Raw genomic sequence first — 16,428 nt, forward strand, 5'->3', positions numbered from 1 at the left:
TTCAAAAGTCCGCTAAAAGCCTTTCCGAATTATCTCGCAATTCCATTAGTGAACTGTAAATAATCTTGAAGTCACCAATCAAGTCATTCTTTACAATATCATTTTCTGATTTTACCTGATTGAATGATTGCTTACCATCCCTTGTAAAAATGCCAAGTTCAAGAATTTCTGGTATTATTCTTCTATTATCGGCCATGTAAGTTGTGCAAAAGTCATTGAAAGGAACGAAAAAGAAGTCGTTATAAAATTGCAAGTCATAATTGTCGCCTTGGTGATTTTGCATAAAGTTTTGGTACAATTGAAGGAATTCGCTGTATGATTGCGGGTCGTTTCTTTGAAAGTATAACATTAGCCTTCCAGACAGGTTCCAGCCATTTTCATAAATTTCTTGTAGCTTTTTCTTTCTTTGATAGTCATACATCTGTGAGTCTTTCAACTGAATTATTATGTGTTGAAAAACATCATACAAATAATCAATAGCAGCGATGGTGTTTTTAAACTCCTTGACGGATGCAGTTCTATCCTGGCTGTAAATGTTCGTGTATGCAAGAAGGTAATCTTCTAAATTTAATTCCTCACTTATGCGCTTCAAATCGTAAAGTGGAACTTGCGTCATCAATTGGAACTCAACATTGTTTTGCCTTATAGCTTTGATTTGGTTTTTTAAGTTGTTCTTCTGTTGAATCGAAGTTCTAAGTGCACTTTCAACAAGCGCAGAAAAGTATTTTAGTTTATCGGAACGCTCCTCTGCTTTTTTGGCTTCATCATTAACTCTATCTCTTTTAGTCTCTTTTACAAAAATGTAGTAAGCCATATAACCTGCAAAGACTCCTAAAACAAGAGGAAGCAAAAAGTCTTTAGCCAAGTCCCACCAAAAACCGTTTCTACCAGAAGAGTTCATTGTCTCGACGGTCTGATGGAAAATAATTTGTAGAAGTGACTGCATAATTGATTTCGCCTAACGAACAGGTATTGCCGATGGTGGGGAATTTTATATTCGTCCGCCGGAACCGCTGCCTGGCTTTTTGATAAAATTAAATATTAAGAACTAAAGTTGGGCTTTATTCGTCGAGCCCCGAAGCGCAGTACAGCAGAATTACCGCTGCTGATTGTTCCAATGTCAAGCCTCACTATTGGCAATACCAATGTTAGCGGCTGGCATTTTCCAAGCCATTCAATTCTGTGTCCACCAAATGAAATGAACAATAGTATTCTAAAGTATTGTCTAAGTTCATTTCCATATTTTCAATTTCTGCTAAAACAAGTTCTTTGTCCTTGCACTTACTTTTTAATAATGAGCTGAAAAATCTAAACTTAGTAAAGTCGCTTCTTTCCACCAATTTGCCTAACTCATAATGATATGAAACAGGAATTTTACTTGTGTCAACTTTATCATTGCTTTCAACAAATATTATTTCGGGAAATATGACTTCTTCATCTGTTTGTTTAAAGCTAAATCTGTCTGTTTCATTTACTAAATCATCTATGTCTTGCTTTTTGTCAATTAGAAATTGGTTTAAGTCCCGTTGAAACATTTCAATTGCATTGCTATAACGGCGATTAGTGTTTTTCAATTTGTAAACCTCTAACAAAATGTCTGGCTTATAAAGGTAATCCGTCCTAAAAATGTACTCAAAACTGTCGGATACAATCTTTACAACATTTTCAAAAGGGGCATTAGCTAAGGCTTTTTCAATTTCTTCAATTTTTGTTTTGAATTGTGATAGTATGCCTTTTAATTTTTCTATAATTATATCAAAGTAAAATTCAACGAAAGCACTATGCCTTTTCAAAATATCTTCTTTGTTGTGTGTTACTTCTTCAAATTTATAATTGTTGTCCAAATGGTATCGCAAATAAGAAATTTGGTCTGCGTTTGTTGAGTTACTGAATATTGTTGAAGAAAGTAATTGCCTTGTGCCATTTATATCACTTTTTCTGATTGGATGCCCGACCAATTCGTTTCTAAGTTCTCTATTAATTGTGTAGTTGTCATCTTTTTTCAAATCTCCTTTGCCAATGTCACATTTGAATATGTGCAATAGTTCTTCAATGAAATCTTGTTGAATATAAATTGCTTGCAAAAAACTAATGGAAGTTTCTAAATTTTCTGAAAAAGTGTCCGCCTTTTTAGAATTGTATATGAGATTAAAGGTGTCTGAAAAGTAGCTTAAAATGTCGCCGAAGTAATTTGATTTAACATCAGGAGTGAACTTTATTTTTGAATTACAAAATTTATATTCCCAAATGTAGTTATTCCAAATGTTAGAAATTTTGTCAAGCTTTTTATCTAAAACGTCTCTCATTGTAATGGTGGTCTTTATGCTTGCCGCTAACGAACAGGGCTTTATGCAGGTTGGGAATTAGTATTCTGTCTGCCCGGGCCGCTGCTGAATGAAAATGTGATGATGAAGTTAAGAACTAATGATGGGCAATGTTTGTTCAGCCCGAACCGATGCCCGGCTTTGCAATTGGCTGATGTTAAGTTTGTCAAGCCCAACTTGCATAAAACCCTATGTTAGCGACAGTTTATAGTGTCAAGTTGTTGATTACATATTCCTTTGTCAGACCATTTCGCTTAGGGTCAAATACAAATTTGTCTGTACGAGAACTTGCATTTGGTTCGACTTTAGGAACATAAAATGTTTCTTTACAGTCAATAGCTATTTGTCCTGAAAAGTGCTGTTTAATTACAGCTGAAAAATGATTGTCACTGTCAAACATTGTAAATGGACCAAACTTAACACAGTGCAATATCAAACAGCCAACTATAGCATTAATTGTGTTCCATAGACTAGCTTTTGCAAAATTGTTAGTTCTGTCATGTTTTGTTTTATTGTAAGCGTCATACCAAAAAAGTGATTGAGTCGGGCTAGCCGAATCCCAATTTTCAAAAGGTCTAATTGAACCAAGTTCAGGATAAGAAATAAGATTAAATTCAAAGTCCCCTAAAAAGAGTTTGTCTTTGAGTTTGACATAGTCATTTGTCGTAAAACCATTTCTATTTGGAAATTGCCCGCATTGGATTAAATATGAGTTCCAAAAATTTTCAATTTCTGTGCAGGTTAAAATTAGAAGTTCTCTTATTTTATGGCTGAATGTGTCTTTTGTCGAAATGTGTGGTTCAATAAAAAAAAATATTTCATCAAGTTTTTGAATAAGCACCCTAATTGCTTGTTCCGATAAAAACCTTTCGTGTTCGGTTGTTCCAATTGCTTGTATAACTTCTGTGTTAAAGTACAATCCTGGTCTCCAAACTCCTTTAATCGAATGACCTATGTCTGTTGTAGTTTGTTTTAGATCTGTCGCACCGAAAGTATCTTTAACCCAATCTTCTAGTGATTTTCCATTTGTATTTCCATTTTCTTTTCCTTCAACAACCGTCAAACCAATTGATATCCCCTTGAATCCTTTATCCCAACCATAAAGATGAATAAAGTGGTTTGTATCCTCGTACGCAAACCCTAAAGGTTGACTTAAATGCACTTTGTCATTCGGATTCCAATTTGGAAGATTGGTCAAAGTGTTTCTATAACAGAGTGCTTTCATTTTAAATTGTGGCTAACATCCAGGGCTTTACGCAGTTTGGATAATCTGTGATTCTTCTGCTGGCTTGGCCACTAAAGACTCAATTAGTAAAAGCCAAAATACTGAAGCTCATTTGAAATACCAAAGCTGATGGGCTATTGCTGAAAGACCAACTTGCGTAAAGCCTTTTGTTGGCTGTAGTTATGGACAAAGTTCTACCAAGATTCATTAATGTTCAAAGTCTCAATTTTTGAAACTATTTCAGGAAGTTTTTTATCAATAATACCAATCCATTTCCTCTTAAACGAGCCCAACCCTTCTAATGGATTACTGCCATTTTTGTCAGTTAGAATAAAATTGGTTACAGTCAATTTATATTTGTCTGATTTAAAAAAGAGCTTTATAACATACCTGATTTCAACTGTCGCAAACCCCATGACAAGATGATTAGTAAAACCTTTACAAGTGATTGAACTATCTAATATTTCAATGTCCTTATAGTTTAAACTTTCAAGTCGTTTTTTGAATTTAACAACCAAGCCATTTGTAGTAGTATCTTTTATTTTTGAATACTCGTAAAAACTTGTTGTTTCATTTAAGGACAATGATTGTCCATGTGCTTTTAAATAGAAAAAAGAGACAAAAAATAAAACAACTAAATTCCTGATTTGTTTCATTAGATAAAAAGTTAGTGTCTTTTATAATTTTATTGAAAGCAATAATTTTAAAATATAAACCCAAAGTCTGTGGCTATATTTGGTTGGAAATCTAATGAACTTATCCATTTAAGTTAAAATTAAATTTACGTATAACCTGACTAGTTCATATTCACTAATCCCTTCCTTTATCGAGGTTCTCAACCACATTGAATAAATCTTGTGAATAGCTAAAAATATCATCAACAGAAAAAATTTCTTTCTTTACTTCCTTTTTACTATCATCAAGAATTACAAAATATTTCTTTTGCCCATTTAAGTAGAGCCTACAAATAGTTTTACGATTATTATCATCCAATAAAATTGCAAAATAAGACTGGGCATCTCTGTGAGTTACTCTTTTTACTGATATTTTTTCCCTTAGTATTGACTTTACAATCATGAACCCTTCTAATTCTTCTTGAGTAGTTTCAACCTTACTATCCTCCAATTTTACTGTTTCAGCTTCAACTGCTTGCTGTTCTTTAGTTACCTCATCTTCTTTGGTTAAAGCTGTTTTTAGTCTTTCAGTAATAAGGTCACTGATATGTTGTTGAATTGACTTCTTAGTAAGATTAGTGAATAATTCTAGAACTTTAGCAGTAACGACACTAGGATAAACTTGCTTTGCAAAATGCCTAACAAAATCAGCACTTGGATTAGTTAGCTCTTGATGAAGTAAAGCTTTCAATTCATTTGTATACTTAAGCTCACTAGCAGTGTTAACTATACTTTCTGAGTCAAATACTGTCTTATGGAATTTCTTTAACTCTTCAATTTGATTATCCTTAATATCTGTAATATTAAAATCTAAAAATGGCTTTTCATCCATTTTATTGGGTTCTACTAGGTCTGAATAGAATCTGTATATGATACCATTCGTTAGTAATCCAAACTTTGCTTTAGAGACATGAAAATATCTAAGTAATTGCCCATCATGTATATTTAAGTTTTGTGCCCAATGTTTGCATTCAATAAGTATTGTAGGCATTCCATCTTTAAATATTGCATAATCAATTTTTTCTCCCTTTTTAATACCAATATCACTTATAAACTCTGGAACTACTTCTGTAGGATTAAATACATCATAGCCTAGTATTTGCATAAATGGCATAATAAAAGCATTTTTGGTTGCTTCTTCAGTGTTGATTTGGTCTTTAAGCTTTATAACTCTTTCACCTAGCTGTTTAATTTGGTCTTTAAAATCCATATTGTTTTTGTTTTGATTGTACAGCAAAGCCTCCTGAGTCCCAGACATAGCTGTCACAGGTCAGTAAGCGATTACAAACGAAACAATTGGGGGAGGAATAAATTGGGGTAGTTCAATTTAAGAATAAAGTTTAATATGACGAAAAATTGGAATGATTTTTTTCTTTCGCATCTTGATGAGATGAGGAATTGCCGGCTTCGCTAGCGAGGAATTGTCGTCGCAACAAAGTTGCTCCGACTTTCTTGTTGGGGGGCTTAACACAAAACCTTCAATGGCGTTGCCATTGTGGTTTTTTCGTGTCACAGCTTTTTCGAGCAAGCTCGAAACGCTGCTCCACAAAAAAACCCCTCAACTGCGTTGAGAGGTTTTGTGTAGCGAGGATGGGAATTGAACCCATCACCTCAGGGTTATGAATCCTGCGCTCTAACCAACTGAGCTACCTCGCCGGAATATCTTATTCGGGGTGCAAATATAGGGGGTTTAGCTAAAAAGAAAAAGCTAGTAGTTCAACAATTTGCCGATTCTTTCGGCTACTTTGTTGGCCGTGGGTAACATGGCCGACTCTAATGCAACGTTTATAGGTACTGCAGGCAAATTCTTGGCGCCCATTACTTCTACTTTGGCGTCTAAAAAATGGTAGCAATCGTTAGAAATTCGCAGTGATAGTGCTTCTGCAAATGAATTATTCTGTTGTTCCTCACTTAACACCAATACTTTTCCGTGTCTTTTAACTGCGTTAAAAATGGTGTCCTCGTCTAGTGGGAATAATGTTCTTAAATCTACAATCTCTACTTGCCCTGGATAGCGCTGTGCGGCTGCTTTGGCCCAATACACGCCCATGCCATATGTGATTACACAAATGGTCTCTCCTCTTCTTACGCTCTCTATATTGGCTGGGACAATAATATTGGCTTTGCCCAATGGCAGTATATAATCTTTGGATGGTTCAGTAGTGCGCGCATCGTCTGTTCCGGGTACTTTGCTCCAATAGAGTCCCTTGTGCTCCAGCATAATGACTGGGTTGGGGTCTAAGAAGGCGGCTTTCATTAATCCCTTCATATCCGCCGCATTAGATGGATACACTACTTTAATTCCTTTGATGCTTAACAACGTGCTTTCTATGCTTCCGCTATGATAAGGTCCTCCGCCGCCGTATGCGCCTACTGGCACGCGTAGCAACATTTGTACGGGATATTTTCCGTTCGATAAATAGCAGGACTTCGATACTTCGGTTACCAACTGGTTAAAGCCTGGATAAATATAATCGCCAAACTGTATTTCTACAATCGGTTTCATGCCCATGGCCGATAAGCCCACCGTTGATCCAATGATATATGCTTCTTGTATGGCTGTGTTGAATACGCGGTTCTCTCCGTATTTTTCTGCAAGCGTTGCGGCTTCTCTAAATACGCCTCCCAATCTTCCACCCACGTCTTGGCCATATAAAATGGCTTCTTCGTGTTCTTCCATTAGTTCGTCTATGGCGTGCAAAGCCGCGTCTACCATGAGTATGCGCTCTGCTCCCTTCGGCATTCTTTCTCCCTTCTCTTCCCTAACTGGTGTGGGTACAAATACATGTTCTTCTACCGATCTAATATCTGGTTCTGCTGCGGCTTGGGCTCTTTTAAAATCTTCCAATACCAGGTCTAATGCCTCTGCCTCTATCTGATTAATTTCTGAATCGGTAAAGCCCACCCCTGTTAAGAGTAATCTTAATTTAGGGAGTGGATCGTATAAGCCGTGTTTTAATAAGTCTTCGCGGCTGCGGTAAAATTCTTTTCTTACCCCACTAGTATGGTGTCCTAACAAGGGCACTTTTGCGTGTACCAATACGGGTTTGCGCTCGTTCCTTGCGTAGTTAACCGCCTGCTCCATGGTTTCAAAACATCGCATGAAATCGCTGCCGTCTACTTGCATGCGCTTTAATCCCTTAAAACCACATGCATATTCATACGCATTCATGGTTCTTATTTCATCTGCTGTGGCACTAATGCTCCACTGGTTGTCTTGTACTAAATATACAATGGGCAATTGCTTTAATACCGCAAACTGCAATGCCTCACTCACTTCTCCTTCACTCATACAACCATCGCCCAATGAACATACTACAACGGGTGATCTACCGTCTTCCGATTTTCTTAATCGACCCGGTAAATTCTTTTCTAAATGTTGCACCCCTTGCGCCAATCCCGTGGTGGGTATGGCTTGCATGCCTGTGGCACTACTCTGGTGTATAATGGATGGTCGGGTTTCGTCTTTGCTACTGGGGTGGCAATAGTACGATCGTCCTCCGGAGAATGGATCGTCTTGCTTCGCCAATAATTGCAGCATTAATTCGTAGGGAGTAAAGCCTACTGCCAGCATTAAGCTGTCGTCTCTATAGTATGGGCTCACCCAATCGCAGGGCTCCAATTGCAGGCCCGTTGCCAATTGTATGGCTTCGTGTCCTCTTGAAGTGGAATGCACATATTTACAAACCGCACGATTGGCATCGTAGGTCTCATTCATAGACTTTGCAGTCATCATGAGTTTATAAGCCTGTAATAATATGCTGGGTGTTAACATTATTTAATTTCGAGTTCAAACATTTTTTGCGTTTCCAAGTATCCTTCCAAAACATCTCCTGATACACATTCTCCCACTCCTGCTGGTGTTCCAGTATATATCATGTCTCCTATATTCAATGAGAAATACTGTGATATATGTGAAACAATATGGTCAAAAGAAAATATCATGTCTTGTGTATTGCCCAACTGCACTTGTTCTCCATTCTTGTTCAAAGAGAAATGAATAGGATTAGCCAGCATTTCATTCGATAGCATGAGCCAATTGCCTGCTACCGCTGAGTTGTCCCAGGCTTTGGCTTTCTCCCATGGAAGTCCTTTCTTTTTTAAATTGGCTTGTACGTCTCTTGCCGTGAAATCGATGCCCACCGAAATGGCGTCATAGTATTTACTGGCTTGATTCTCGGGTATGTATTTACCGTTTTTTGCTATGCGCAAAATCAGTTCTACTTCGTAATGTAATTCGTTCGAAAACTGGGGGTAATAAAATGGCGTATTGGGCTGCAATAACGCAGTCTTGGGTTTCATGAAAATCACCGGCTCCTCCGGTACGGCGTTGCCAAGTTCTTTTGCATGATCGGCATAATTTCGGCCAACGCAAAATATTTTCATAGTACAGCTCATTATGTTCCAACACTAATAACTATGAAAGAGGGCCCTTTATTATGTAAAGCTTAAATTATTTGCCATATTCATGGTTTTTTCTAACCCAATGGCTGCAAATGATTCAATAATGTCTCCGCAAGCGACTATTTTTTGGTTCACCATGTATTGTTCTTCGGCCAGCCATTTGCCCAAAACAAAGTCTACCTGTCTGCCCTTGGGGTAGTTATTGCCAATTCCAAATCTGAGTTTGGGGTATTGATCGGTGCCGAGTATCAGTTGAATGTCTTTTAGGCCATTGTGCCCTGCATCGCTTCCCGATCCCCTTAAACGCAATTTATTTAATGGCAATGCCAAGTCGTCTACAATGGTTAATGTTTGTGGAATATCTATTTTTTCTTTGTCTAACCAGTATTTAAATGCCCGACCACTCAAGTTCATATAGGTAGTAGGCTTTATGCAAATAAAAGTTTTACCCTTCCATTTTACTTCGGCTATATCGGCTAAGCGATCGTTCTTAAAAAATCCATTGTGCTTGCGAACAAATGCATCCAATACATCAAAACCAATATTGTGGCGAGTATGCTTGTACTCCTCCCCTATATTTCCTAAGCCTATGATTAAAAATTTGTTCATGCTTTGCAAAAGTAATGGCTGTTAACAAGCAAGCCAATTCCAAATTGTAAATATTAGCGGTTAATGGTATATTTGACCTTTAACAATACCCCTTATTGTGATCAGCTTCATTATTAAACTCTGGAATACCATTGCTAATATTGGTGTTACAGACGACCTAGCATTTTTAGAAAAGAAAAAAACACAGGTCACCAACCTGGTAGTTTCATTGGGGCTCCCTTTGTTTCTTTATTTCTCTATCGTTAATTTTTTAGAAGCACGGTATTTATTGGCTGGGCTTAATTTCACTCTCTTTGCTGGTGGCGTTTTAATTTTGATTACGCAGTTTAGACAGAAATACCAGTTGGCTCGCTTTTTAGTTATCATTGTTACTACGGCCATTTTTACTGCGCAGTGTATTTTGTTTAGAAATGGCAACGAACTACTCCTGCTGGTGAATATTATTGTAGCCATCATTTATTATACCGAAACAAAATTCATCGTTTTTATTACAGCAGTGAATGCCCTTTGTTTCTTCTGGATCAGGTACGACGCGGCTTTCAACCCAGCCATGTATGATTCTGTATCTAATGGCAGAGTTCTTTTTAATGTAGTTTGTGCCCTAATATCGTTTATTGTTGCTTTGCAATATTTTAAGTTTGAACAGATGGCTGCACAAAAAGCCATTGAACAAAAAAATGCTGAATTAGAAGCCCTCAATAAAACCAAGGAGAAACTATTCTCTATTATTGCACACGACCTTCGCTCTCCTATTGCACAACTTAAAAGCACACTAGATTTAGTAAATAGAGACTATATTTCTAAAGAGGAATTTCACGACCTCTCTCATCATTTCACCAAACAGATAGACCAGTTGCAAGACAATATGAACAACTTGCTTACCTGGAGTCAAAGCCAATTAAATGGCATCATTACTAAGCCACAGGCGGTGAGTGCTTCCATAGTTATACAAGAAGTAATTGATTTATTAAAGCAACAATGGCAGGCCAAAGAATTACAAATTCAATTTCAGCCTTTTGATGAAACCGTTTGGATGGACCCCGATCATTTAAAATTAATTGTTCGAAATTTATTATCTAATGCCATTAAGTTCAGCAATAAAAAACACGCTATCGTTTTCAATCATTCTACCAACAACAAAGAATTAACCATCTCTATTAGAGACACGGGTATGGGAATGCCACAAGAACAATTAGAAATGCTGTTTACTTCAGACGCTATTCAATCTACCCACGGTACCGATAAAGAAAGAGGCACAGGCTTAGGTTTAAAACTGTGTAAAGAATTCCTCGATAAAAACAACGGCGAAATTTGGGCCATTAGTGAGTTGGGTATTGGCAGTACCTTCTTTTTTACTGTTCCCTTGTTTAAATAATGTTGGCTTAAGACTGCTGCATTAGGGTCATAAAAAAAGTCCCGACTGCAAGCAATCGGGACCAAACTATCAATGGTTGGATAATTATTTCTTCTTCTCGTCTTTTGCAGCTGTTGCTTCTTCCTGCTTTAACTGACGAGTCATTACTACTGAAGCAATTGGAATTCGTGGTGAGTTCAAGATTTCCATATTTGGAGTCTTAACATCTTCAACACGAATATTTCCGTTTAATTCTAAGCTAGTAATATCTACTTCAATAGTAGAAGTTAGGTCCTTAGGAAGTGCTTTAATTTTTAAAGACTTCATTTTAGTTACCAACTTGCCACCACCTTTAACACCTACAGATACACCAGTAAACTTCAATGGTAATGTTGCAATTACTTTTTTGTTGTCTACTAGCTCTAATAAGTCTACGTGGATTAAGCTGTCTGAAACTTTATCAAACTGTAGGTCTTTCAAAATACACTTGTATTTTTTTCCACCTACTGAAACTTCTGCCAATTGGAATTCACCAGTGTATACTAATGGCTTAAATGCCTTAGCTGGAGCATAGAAATTAATCTCCTCCGCACCCCCGTAAATTACACCTGGCACGTTTTCTTGAGAGCGAATCTGGCGGGCGGCTTTTTTGCCATGTTCGGTCCTCAGAACACCTTCGATTGTAATTGTATTCATTGTATTTATTTTTTGGACGGCAAAAGTAAGGAAAATCTTACTTATTACGCCCTTTTAACTGAGAATGAATGAAAAGACTGGTAATACTCTTGTTTTCATAGGCATTCCGAATAGCTATGGCAAACAAATCGGCCACCGAAATGGCTTTAATTTTAGCCGATTCCTTCCTTAACGGGATGGTATCGCATACTACTAGCTCTTCTAACACACTGTTTTCAATGTTTTCATAGGCGTTTCCGCTTAAAACAGGGTGTGTAATTAATGCTCGTACGCTTCTGGCTCCTTTTTCTTTGAGCAAGCCTGCAGCCTTTGCAAGGGTTCCGCCTGTGTCGCAAATATCATCTACCAACACAATGTCTTTACCCGCTACATCTCCAATTACCACCATACTAGCAATTTCATTGGCTCTTTTGCGGTGTTTATCGCAAATAACCATTTCGGCGTTAAAATAGCTGGCTATTTCACGAACACGGTTGGTGCTGCCTACGTCTGGTGCGGCAAAAGCCAGGTTCTCTAGCTTTAATTGTTCTATATAAGGGATAAAAATAGCTGAACTATCTAAGTGATCCACTGGTACATCAAAGAAGCCTTGAATTTGAGCTGCGTGTAGATCCATCGTAATGATTCTGTCTGCGCCTGCTGCTTCTAATAATGTGGCAATTAATTTTGCGCCAATGGCCACCCTTGGTTTGTCTTTGCGGTCTTGACGGGCAAATCCATAATAAGGTATTACTGCAATTACTTTGTAAGCACTTGCCCTTTTGGCTGCATCAATCATCAACAACAATTCCATTAAGTTATCGGTGGGAGCATACGTGCTTTGCACTAAAAAAACATAATCTCCACGGATACTCTCTAAAAAAACGGGCTGAAACTCGCCGTCACTGAATTTTTGGATATTGATTTTACCGATGGTTGCTCCAAAGCGTTGTGCTATTTTCTCGGCCAATTTTTGCGAACCTGTACCAGAAAAAATTTTAACAGAAGGATTCATATAATTGTGGGTAAGGCGCAAAGGTATTTAATTCAAAATGGTTTTTGTATTTTGATTTAACTAATGTTTATAATATGAGGAAATTTTCTATTAAGGATTGGGCGATGGATGATCAACCTCGCAAGAAGCTGATGCAAAAGGGTTCTGCAGCTTTATCTAATGCAGAACTATTGACCATTTTAATTAATTCAGGGAATGCGTTTTTAAGCGCCAACGATATTGCCAAACATTTATTAAATGCTACCGAAAACAACTTACACAAGTTGGCCACTTTAAGTGTGAAAGAACTGGTGAACCTCAAAATTAAAGGACTCGGCGAGGCCAAAGCCATTGCCATTGCCGCTTCCCTTGAATTGGGCCTAAGAAGGCAGTCGGACACTATTCAGAAAAAACAAGTCAGCAGCAGCAAAGACGTGGCTTCTTATTTGCAAGCCAGTATGCAATATTTACTAAGGGAAGTGTTTGCTATTGTGCTTTTGAATAGGGCCAACCGAATCATCCACTTCGAAATTATTAGCGAAGGCGGTATCACCGGTACCGTGGCCGACCCTCGCATCATTTTAAAACGAGCACTAGAGCACAATGCCACAGGCATTATTCTATGTCATAACCACCCCAGCGGCAACCTAAAACCCAGCCAAGCAGACGAAATGTTGACCCGTAAAATAAAAAATGCTGCTGCTTTTTTAGACATCATCGTAACCGATCATATTATTGTGAGTAATGAAGGGTATTTTAGTTTTGCGGATGAGGGGATGCTTTAAAAGATGCTCTATAACTTAAAAAGTTGCTTCGCTCGCGGCCCAAAAATGCATGTACTAAAATCCAGACTTTCTTCATTCAGCATTTTTGAAATGCTCGCTTTCGCAACTTTTTAAATTATATATACACTTTTTTAAATCTTATTATGCTTTGCAATCCTGAAATGCTCGTTTTCGCAAGTTTATGAAAGATGCATCACCAATATTTAAATTACTAAAGCATCCCCTCATACATCTGTCTATGCTTAGCATTACATTTCCTTGCAAGTTTTGAAAGAAGATGAACTTATTTTTTCTTATTTGGCCATTTCATTAAAGTTCTTTTTTTCGGGGTGAATGAAATTGGATCTAACTACAAAGTTGAAAAATAAATTATTGATTATTGTTGTTGTGTGATGTAAATTCAACTATTAAATACAATTCAAAAAGTTCAACATATATTTTTGAAATTTATCACAATCATAAGTCTTTTGATGCTTTGTCAATTCAGTTTGGCACAAGCCCCCAACTTAACGAATTGGAAAATTGACACCCTGCCAATGGGTGACCTGATATATAAAGCTAATCAATCAAAAAACAATTGGGTATTTGTTCAATCAGGAGGAATATGGGATATCATTCAGAATCCTTACAGCAAACATAAGGGTGACAGCTTACCTTTTTCTAAGAAATTCATCAATAAAAAATTTAAACATTTTGAGGGGAGAAAGTTTGTTAAGAAAACAACAGATGGATTCTTAATAGGCTTTAACAATGGAGAATTTAGTGGTGGCTTGCATTTCATGGATCTGAAAGGACATGGTGTTTATGAAATTGAAAAAGGAATAACTATTAATAATTTTTTTGAATTCCAATCAAAAATATATGCAATTGAAGGAATGTATTTTGGAAAAATAATTGAAATATTTAAAGTCAATGGTTTTTGGAAAACCCAATCAGTTTCCAATTTATATGATATTCCCAAACTGATTGCCGATCATAACAACGAAAAGTTAATCGTAGGAAGTCAATATATTTTTAAGTTTGGAAAAGATTTAAAACCAATAGAAATTTTAAAGTCCCCTTTCTATTGGGGTATATTGTATCCATCGTCCATCTTGATTGACAATGAAGTCCTTTATCTTTCAATGAGACAAGGTGTATTAAAAATTAAAAAGTTTGACACTCACCCAACATACGAATGGTTCACACCAAAATAACATTGAACGGCGTAAGCAATATGCAAAACCAAGCAATAGTTGATTTCAGCAACATAAAATGATATGGTAAGGGGAAGTTTGAAAAAAATACCGAGAGAACATTTTATAAATACCGTGAAGTAATTTTTGAGCGAGGCGTAAGCATTATCAAAAATTGAATTGAGAAATAGAAAGGATTTCAAAAAAAGTTGTGTAGTGAGCATTTCAGGATTGCTGAACGATAAATATCAAAATTGATGGGATTATAATTCAAGCAATACTGGGTAGCGAACGAAACAACTTTTTTGAAAAAGTTACTTTTTAAAAAAAGATACTATGCTTGCGCAGTAGGGCCTCCAAAATGCATCGGAATTTCAATTTGCTCCAAATCTTGAATAGCCCCATTGGCTTCTTCAAAACGAGCAATATTTTCTTCTAGTGCTTTCATAAAACGCTTGGCATGCATGGGCGTAAAAATAATACGAGACTTTACTTTGCTTTTAGGCGTGCCGGGCATCACGTTTACAAAGTCGATTACAAACTCTGCATTACTATGGGTAATAATAGCGAGGTTGGCATAAGCACCTTCTGCTACTTCTTCTGAAATTTCTATATTCAACTGGTTGTTGGGTTGCTGTTCCATACATGAATTTTGAGTGCCAAAAGTAGGGCTTAAAAACCTGATTTCCATATTCAAAAAGAAAGGGGCCCGTAAGAATACAGGCCCCCCATGAGAATTAAAACTGAGAATGAAAAACTAACTATTTATCCCACCACATTTTAGCATCCTGAGAGTTGGTGTTATACAACGCTGCAGCTGCGGCATAATTGGTTGGGTTATATAAAGGTTCGTTTGGTCCGTAAGGAATTCTTCTAGGAATTGCTTTTCCAGCACCTGGTGCAGGAGTTAAAGCAGGGAACCCAGTTCTTCTCCACTCAGACCATCCTTGTAAACCGTCTGGATAATGTGCTAACCAGCGCTGCTCACCAATTTTAGCGTTGTCTGCTGCAGTTCCTGTTAAAGCAACTGAAGGTTGTGCTAAATAAGTAGCAATAGCGCCTGCATTGGTAATACCCCATCTGTTCATTTCTGCAGTTACTCCACTATTGTATACAGTGGTTGCATTTTCAGTGGTCCATCCCAATTTAGCTCCTTCTGCTCTTGCCAAAAACATTTGGCCAGCAGAAATCAAGCTTAACGGCATAGTTTGAGGAGTAGCAGTGTAAGCAAACAAGAATCCAAAACTTGGATTGGTGGTTTGCCATGCCAATGCATCTGCTCTAGTTAAACCGTATGGAAATCCTTTAGGATTATTACCAAACTTGTCAATACGAGGATCGCCTAGTGCAGTTAATTTATCTGCAACTGTTGAACTTACCGCATAGTCAAAACGCTGGGTAATTACATAGTAAGCATATACTGGGTTATTGTAGTTTCCTCCAGGATAAGTGATGGTAGCGTTATCTGCATTCGCATCAATTACACCACCAGCAACAGCTGCGGCAAATTCTGCTTTACCCAAAGTTGGGTTTGCTTTAGAAATACGCAATGCCAAAGTAGCAATTAAAGAGTTTGCAAACTTTTTCCATTTAGTTGTATTTCCGGCATACATGATATCGCCCTGAACTGCAGCACCAGTAGTAAACTGTGCATTAGCTGCTTTTAACTCAGCTATCAAAGCTGGGTAAATGGTCTCTTGCTTATCGTAAGGAATGGTACCATTACCTTTCAATGCTTGAGAATAAGGAATATCACCGTACGCATCTGTTAAAACAGAAAAGTAATAAGCCTTTAAAATTCTAGCTATAGCAATCTGATTGGCATTTGCACCAAACTCACCAGCAGCTGCCGCAGTAGCAGGATCACTATTGGTGTTAATGATATTTTGTAAATCGTACAAAGCTCCTGCATAAAAACCATCCCAGTTTAAGGTAGTGGTAGCATAGCGAGAGATATCGGTGTACTGGGTTTCAGACATATACTGCGCATATAATCCTGCAGTTGTGTTGATACCATTTCCCCAAACGTTACCGCCAATACCGGCTAGTACGTTGGTTAATAAGGCTGAAGTAATAGGAATGGTTGTTGCATTAGGATTTCGGTTTATATCACCGAATTCATTAATGCCCTTGCTACAACCTACCATTAGTGTGGCACAAACCCCTAACGACAGCACAGCTTTTTTTATATTCATACTTTTCATGATAA

15 protein-coding genes and 1 tRNA gene are annotated in these 16,428 nt (G+C 37.3%); 3 read left to right on the forward strand and 13 right to left on the reverse strand.

The window, feature by feature from the left end; genetic code table 11:
- Position 1: 1 nt before the first annotated feature.
- The 9 genes from Q8S25_RS04760 to pth all read right to left on the reverse strand — a co-directional run bounded on the left by Q8S25_RS04760 (position 2) and on the right by pth (position 9,236).
- A complete protein-coding gene (locus Q8S25_RS04760; RefSeq protein WP_305535370.1) occupies positions 2 to 901 on the reverse strand; it encodes a hypothetical protein in 900 nt (299 codons plus the stop codon).
- A gap of 247 nt (positions 902 to 1,148) precedes the next feature.
- Positions 1,149 to 2,306 (reverse strand): hypothetical protein, encoded by a 1,158-nt coding sequence (locus Q8S25_RS04765; protein WP_305535372.1) that lies wholly within the window; start codon positions 2,304 to 2,306, stop codon positions 1,149 to 1,151.
- Positions 2,307 to 2,529: 223 nt separating this feature from the next.
- A complete protein-coding gene (locus tag Q8S25_RS04770) occupies positions 2,530 to 3,549 on the reverse strand; it encodes a hypothetical protein (RefSeq protein WP_305535374.1) in 1,020 nt (339 codons plus the stop codon).
- A 194-nt stretch (positions 3,550 to 3,743) separates the two neighbouring features.
- Positions 3,744 to 4,205: a hypothetical protein gene (locus Q8S25_RS04775; RefSeq protein WP_305535376.1), complete on the reverse strand. Its 462-nt coding sequence runs from the start codon at positions 4,203 to 4,205 to the stop codon at positions 3,744 to 3,746.
- Positions 4,206 to 4,359: 154 nt separating this feature from the next.
- A complete protein-coding gene (locus tag Q8S25_RS04780) occupies positions 4,360 to 5,433 on the reverse strand; it encodes a type I restriction endonuclease (protein ID WP_305535378.1) in 1,074 nt (357 codons plus the stop codon).
- Between the two features lie 372 nt (positions 5,434 to 5,805).
- Positions 5,806 to 5,879: transfer RNA gene (locus Q8S25_RS04785), tRNA-Met, on the reverse strand.
- Between the two features lie 52 nt (positions 5,880 to 5,931).
- Positions 5,932 to 7,998 (reverse strand): thiamine pyrophosphate-dependent enzyme, encoded by a 2,067-nt coding sequence (locus Q8S25_RS04790; protein WP_305535380.1) that lies wholly within the window; start codon positions 7,996 to 7,998, stop codon positions 5,932 to 5,934.
- Positions 7,998 to 8,609, reverse strand: coding sequence for a fumarylacetoacetate hydrolase family protein (locus Q8S25_RS04795; RefSeq protein ID WP_305535382.1), 612 nt, complete (start codon positions 8,607 to 8,609; stop codon positions 7,998 to 8,000). Before Q8S25_RS04795 ends, Q8S25_RS04790 begins: the two co-directional genes overlap by 1 nt.
- Before the next feature lie 51 nt (positions 8,610 to 8,660).
- Positions 8,661 to 9,236: an aminoacyl-tRNA hydrolase gene (gene pth, locus Q8S25_RS04800; protein ID WP_305535384.1), complete on the reverse strand. Its 576-nt coding sequence runs from the start codon at positions 9,234 to 9,236 to the stop codon at positions 8,661 to 8,663.
- 97 nt (positions 9,237 to 9,333) lie between these two features.
- On the opposite strand from pth, the gene Q8S25_RS04805 reads away from it, so the two are divergent.
- Positions 9,334 to 10,611 carry a sensor histidine kinase KdpD gene (locus tag Q8S25_RS04805; protein ID WP_305535386.1) on the forward strand — a complete coding sequence of 426 codons (1,278 nt, stop codon included), beginning with the start codon at positions 9,334 to 9,336 and terminating at the stop codon, positions 10,609 to 10,611.
- Between the two features lie 84 nt (positions 10,612 to 10,695).
- Here Q8S25_RS04805 and Q8S25_RS04810 read toward each other — a convergent pair whose 3' ends face one another.
- Together Q8S25_RS04810 and Q8S25_RS04815 are read right to left on the reverse strand one after the other, a co-directional pair.
- Positions 10,696 to 11,286 carry a 50S ribosomal protein L25 gene (locus Q8S25_RS04810; RefSeq protein ID WP_305535388.1) on the reverse strand — a complete coding sequence of 197 codons (591 nt, stop codon included), beginning with the start codon at positions 11,284 to 11,286 and terminating at the stop codon, positions 10,696 to 10,698.
- A 37-nt stretch (positions 11,287 to 11,323) separates the two neighbouring features.
- On the reverse strand, positions 11,324 to 12,280 hold the full coding sequence (locus Q8S25_RS04815; RefSeq protein ID WP_295185059.1) for a ribose-phosphate pyrophosphokinase: 957 nt from the start codon (positions 12,278 to 12,280) through the stop codon (positions 11,324 to 11,326).
- Between the two features lie 74 nt (positions 12,281 to 12,354).
- On the opposite strand from Q8S25_RS04815, the gene radC reads away from it, so the two are divergent.
- Both radC and Q8S25_RS04825 read left to right on the forward strand, forming a co-directional pair.
- Complete coding sequence (gene radC, locus Q8S25_RS04820) at positions 12,355 to 13,044, forward strand: DNA repair protein RadC (protein WP_305535392.1); 690 nt, start codon at positions 12,355 to 12,357, stop codon at positions 13,042 to 13,044.
- 440 nt (positions 13,045 to 13,484) lie between these two features.
- Entirely contained in the window at positions 13,485 to 14,240 is a 756-nt protein-coding gene (locus Q8S25_RS04825) for a hypothetical protein (protein ID WP_305535394.1), read from the forward strand.
- 313 nt (positions 14,241 to 14,553) lie between these two features.
- On the opposite strand, the gene Q8S25_RS04830 is transcribed toward Q8S25_RS04825, so the two are convergent.
- A complete protein-coding gene (locus Q8S25_RS04830; RefSeq protein ID WP_295185054.1) occupies positions 14,554 to 14,862 on the reverse strand; it encodes a DUF3467 domain-containing protein in 309 nt (102 codons plus the stop codon).
- A gap of 118 nt (positions 14,863 to 14,980) precedes the next feature.
- On the reverse strand, positions 14,981 to 16,423 hold the full coding sequence (locus tag Q8S25_RS04835; RefSeq protein WP_305535397.1) for a SusD/RagB family nutrient-binding outer membrane lipoprotein: 1,443 nt from the start codon (positions 16,421 to 16,423) through the stop codon (positions 14,981 to 14,983).
- Positions 16,424 to 16,428: the final 5 nt, after the last annotated feature.

Origin of the sequence: Sediminibacterium sp., assembly GCF_030695065.1 — a bacterium.
Lineage (GTDB): Bacteria > Bacteroidota > Bacteroidia > Chitinophagales > Chitinophagaceae > Sediminibacterium.

What these genes read in the sequence shown, in the direction of transcription:
- Q8S25_RS04760 (WP_305535370.1), bottom strand. Translation starts at nt 901, where the DNA reads ATGAACTCTTCTGGTAGAAACGGTTTTTGGTGGGACTTGGCTAAAGAC.
- Q8S25_RS04765 (WP_305535372.1), bottom strand. Translation starts at nt 2,306, where the DNA reads ATGAGAGACGTTTTAGATAAAAAGCTTGACAAAATTTCTAACATTTGG.
- Q8S25_RS04770 (WP_305535374.1), bottom strand. Translation starts at nt 3,549, where the DNA reads ATGAAAGCACTCTGTTATAGAAACACTTTGACCAATCTTCCAAATTGG.
- Q8S25_RS04775 (WP_305535376.1), bottom strand. Translation starts at nt 4,205, where the DNA reads ATGAAACAAATCAGGAATTTAGTTGTTTTATTTTTTGTCTCTTTTTTC.
- Q8S25_RS04780 (WP_305535378.1), bottom strand. Translation starts at nt 5,433, where the DNA reads ATGGATTTTAAAGACCAAATTAAACAGCTAGGTGAAAGAGTTATAAAG.
- Q8S25_RS04790 (WP_305535380.1), bottom strand. Translation starts at nt 7,998, where the DNA reads ATGTTAACACCCAGCATATTATTACAGGCTTATAAACTCATGATGACT.
- Q8S25_RS04795 (WP_305535382.1), bottom strand. Translation starts at nt 8,609, where the DNA reads ATGAAAATATTTTGCGTTGGCCGAAATTATGCCGATCATGCAAAAGAA.
- pth (WP_305535384.1), bottom strand. Translation starts at nt 9,236, where the DNA reads ATGAACAAATTTTTAATCATAGGCTTAGGAAATATAGGGGAGGAGTAC.
- Q8S25_RS04810 (WP_305535388.1), bottom strand. Translation starts at nt 11,286, where the DNA reads ATGAATACAATTACAATCGAAGGTGTTCTGAGGACCGAACATGGCAAA.
- Q8S25_RS04815 (WP_295185059.1), bottom strand. Translation starts at nt 12,280, where the DNA reads ATGAATCCTTCTGTTAAAATTTTTTCTGGTACAGGTTCGCAAAAATTG.
- radC (WP_305535392.1), top strand. Translation starts at nt 12,355, where the DNA reads ATGAGGAAATTTTCTATTAAGGATTGGGCGATGGATGATCAACCTCGC.
- Q8S25_RS04830 (WP_295185054.1), bottom strand. Translation starts at nt 14,862, where the DNA reads ATGGAACAGCAACCCAACAACCAGTTGAATATAGAAATTTCAGAAGAA.
- Q8S25_RS04835 (WP_305535397.1), bottom strand. Translation starts at nt 16,423, where the DNA reads ATGAAAAGTATGAATATAAAAAAAGCTGTGCTGTCGTTAGGGGTTTGT.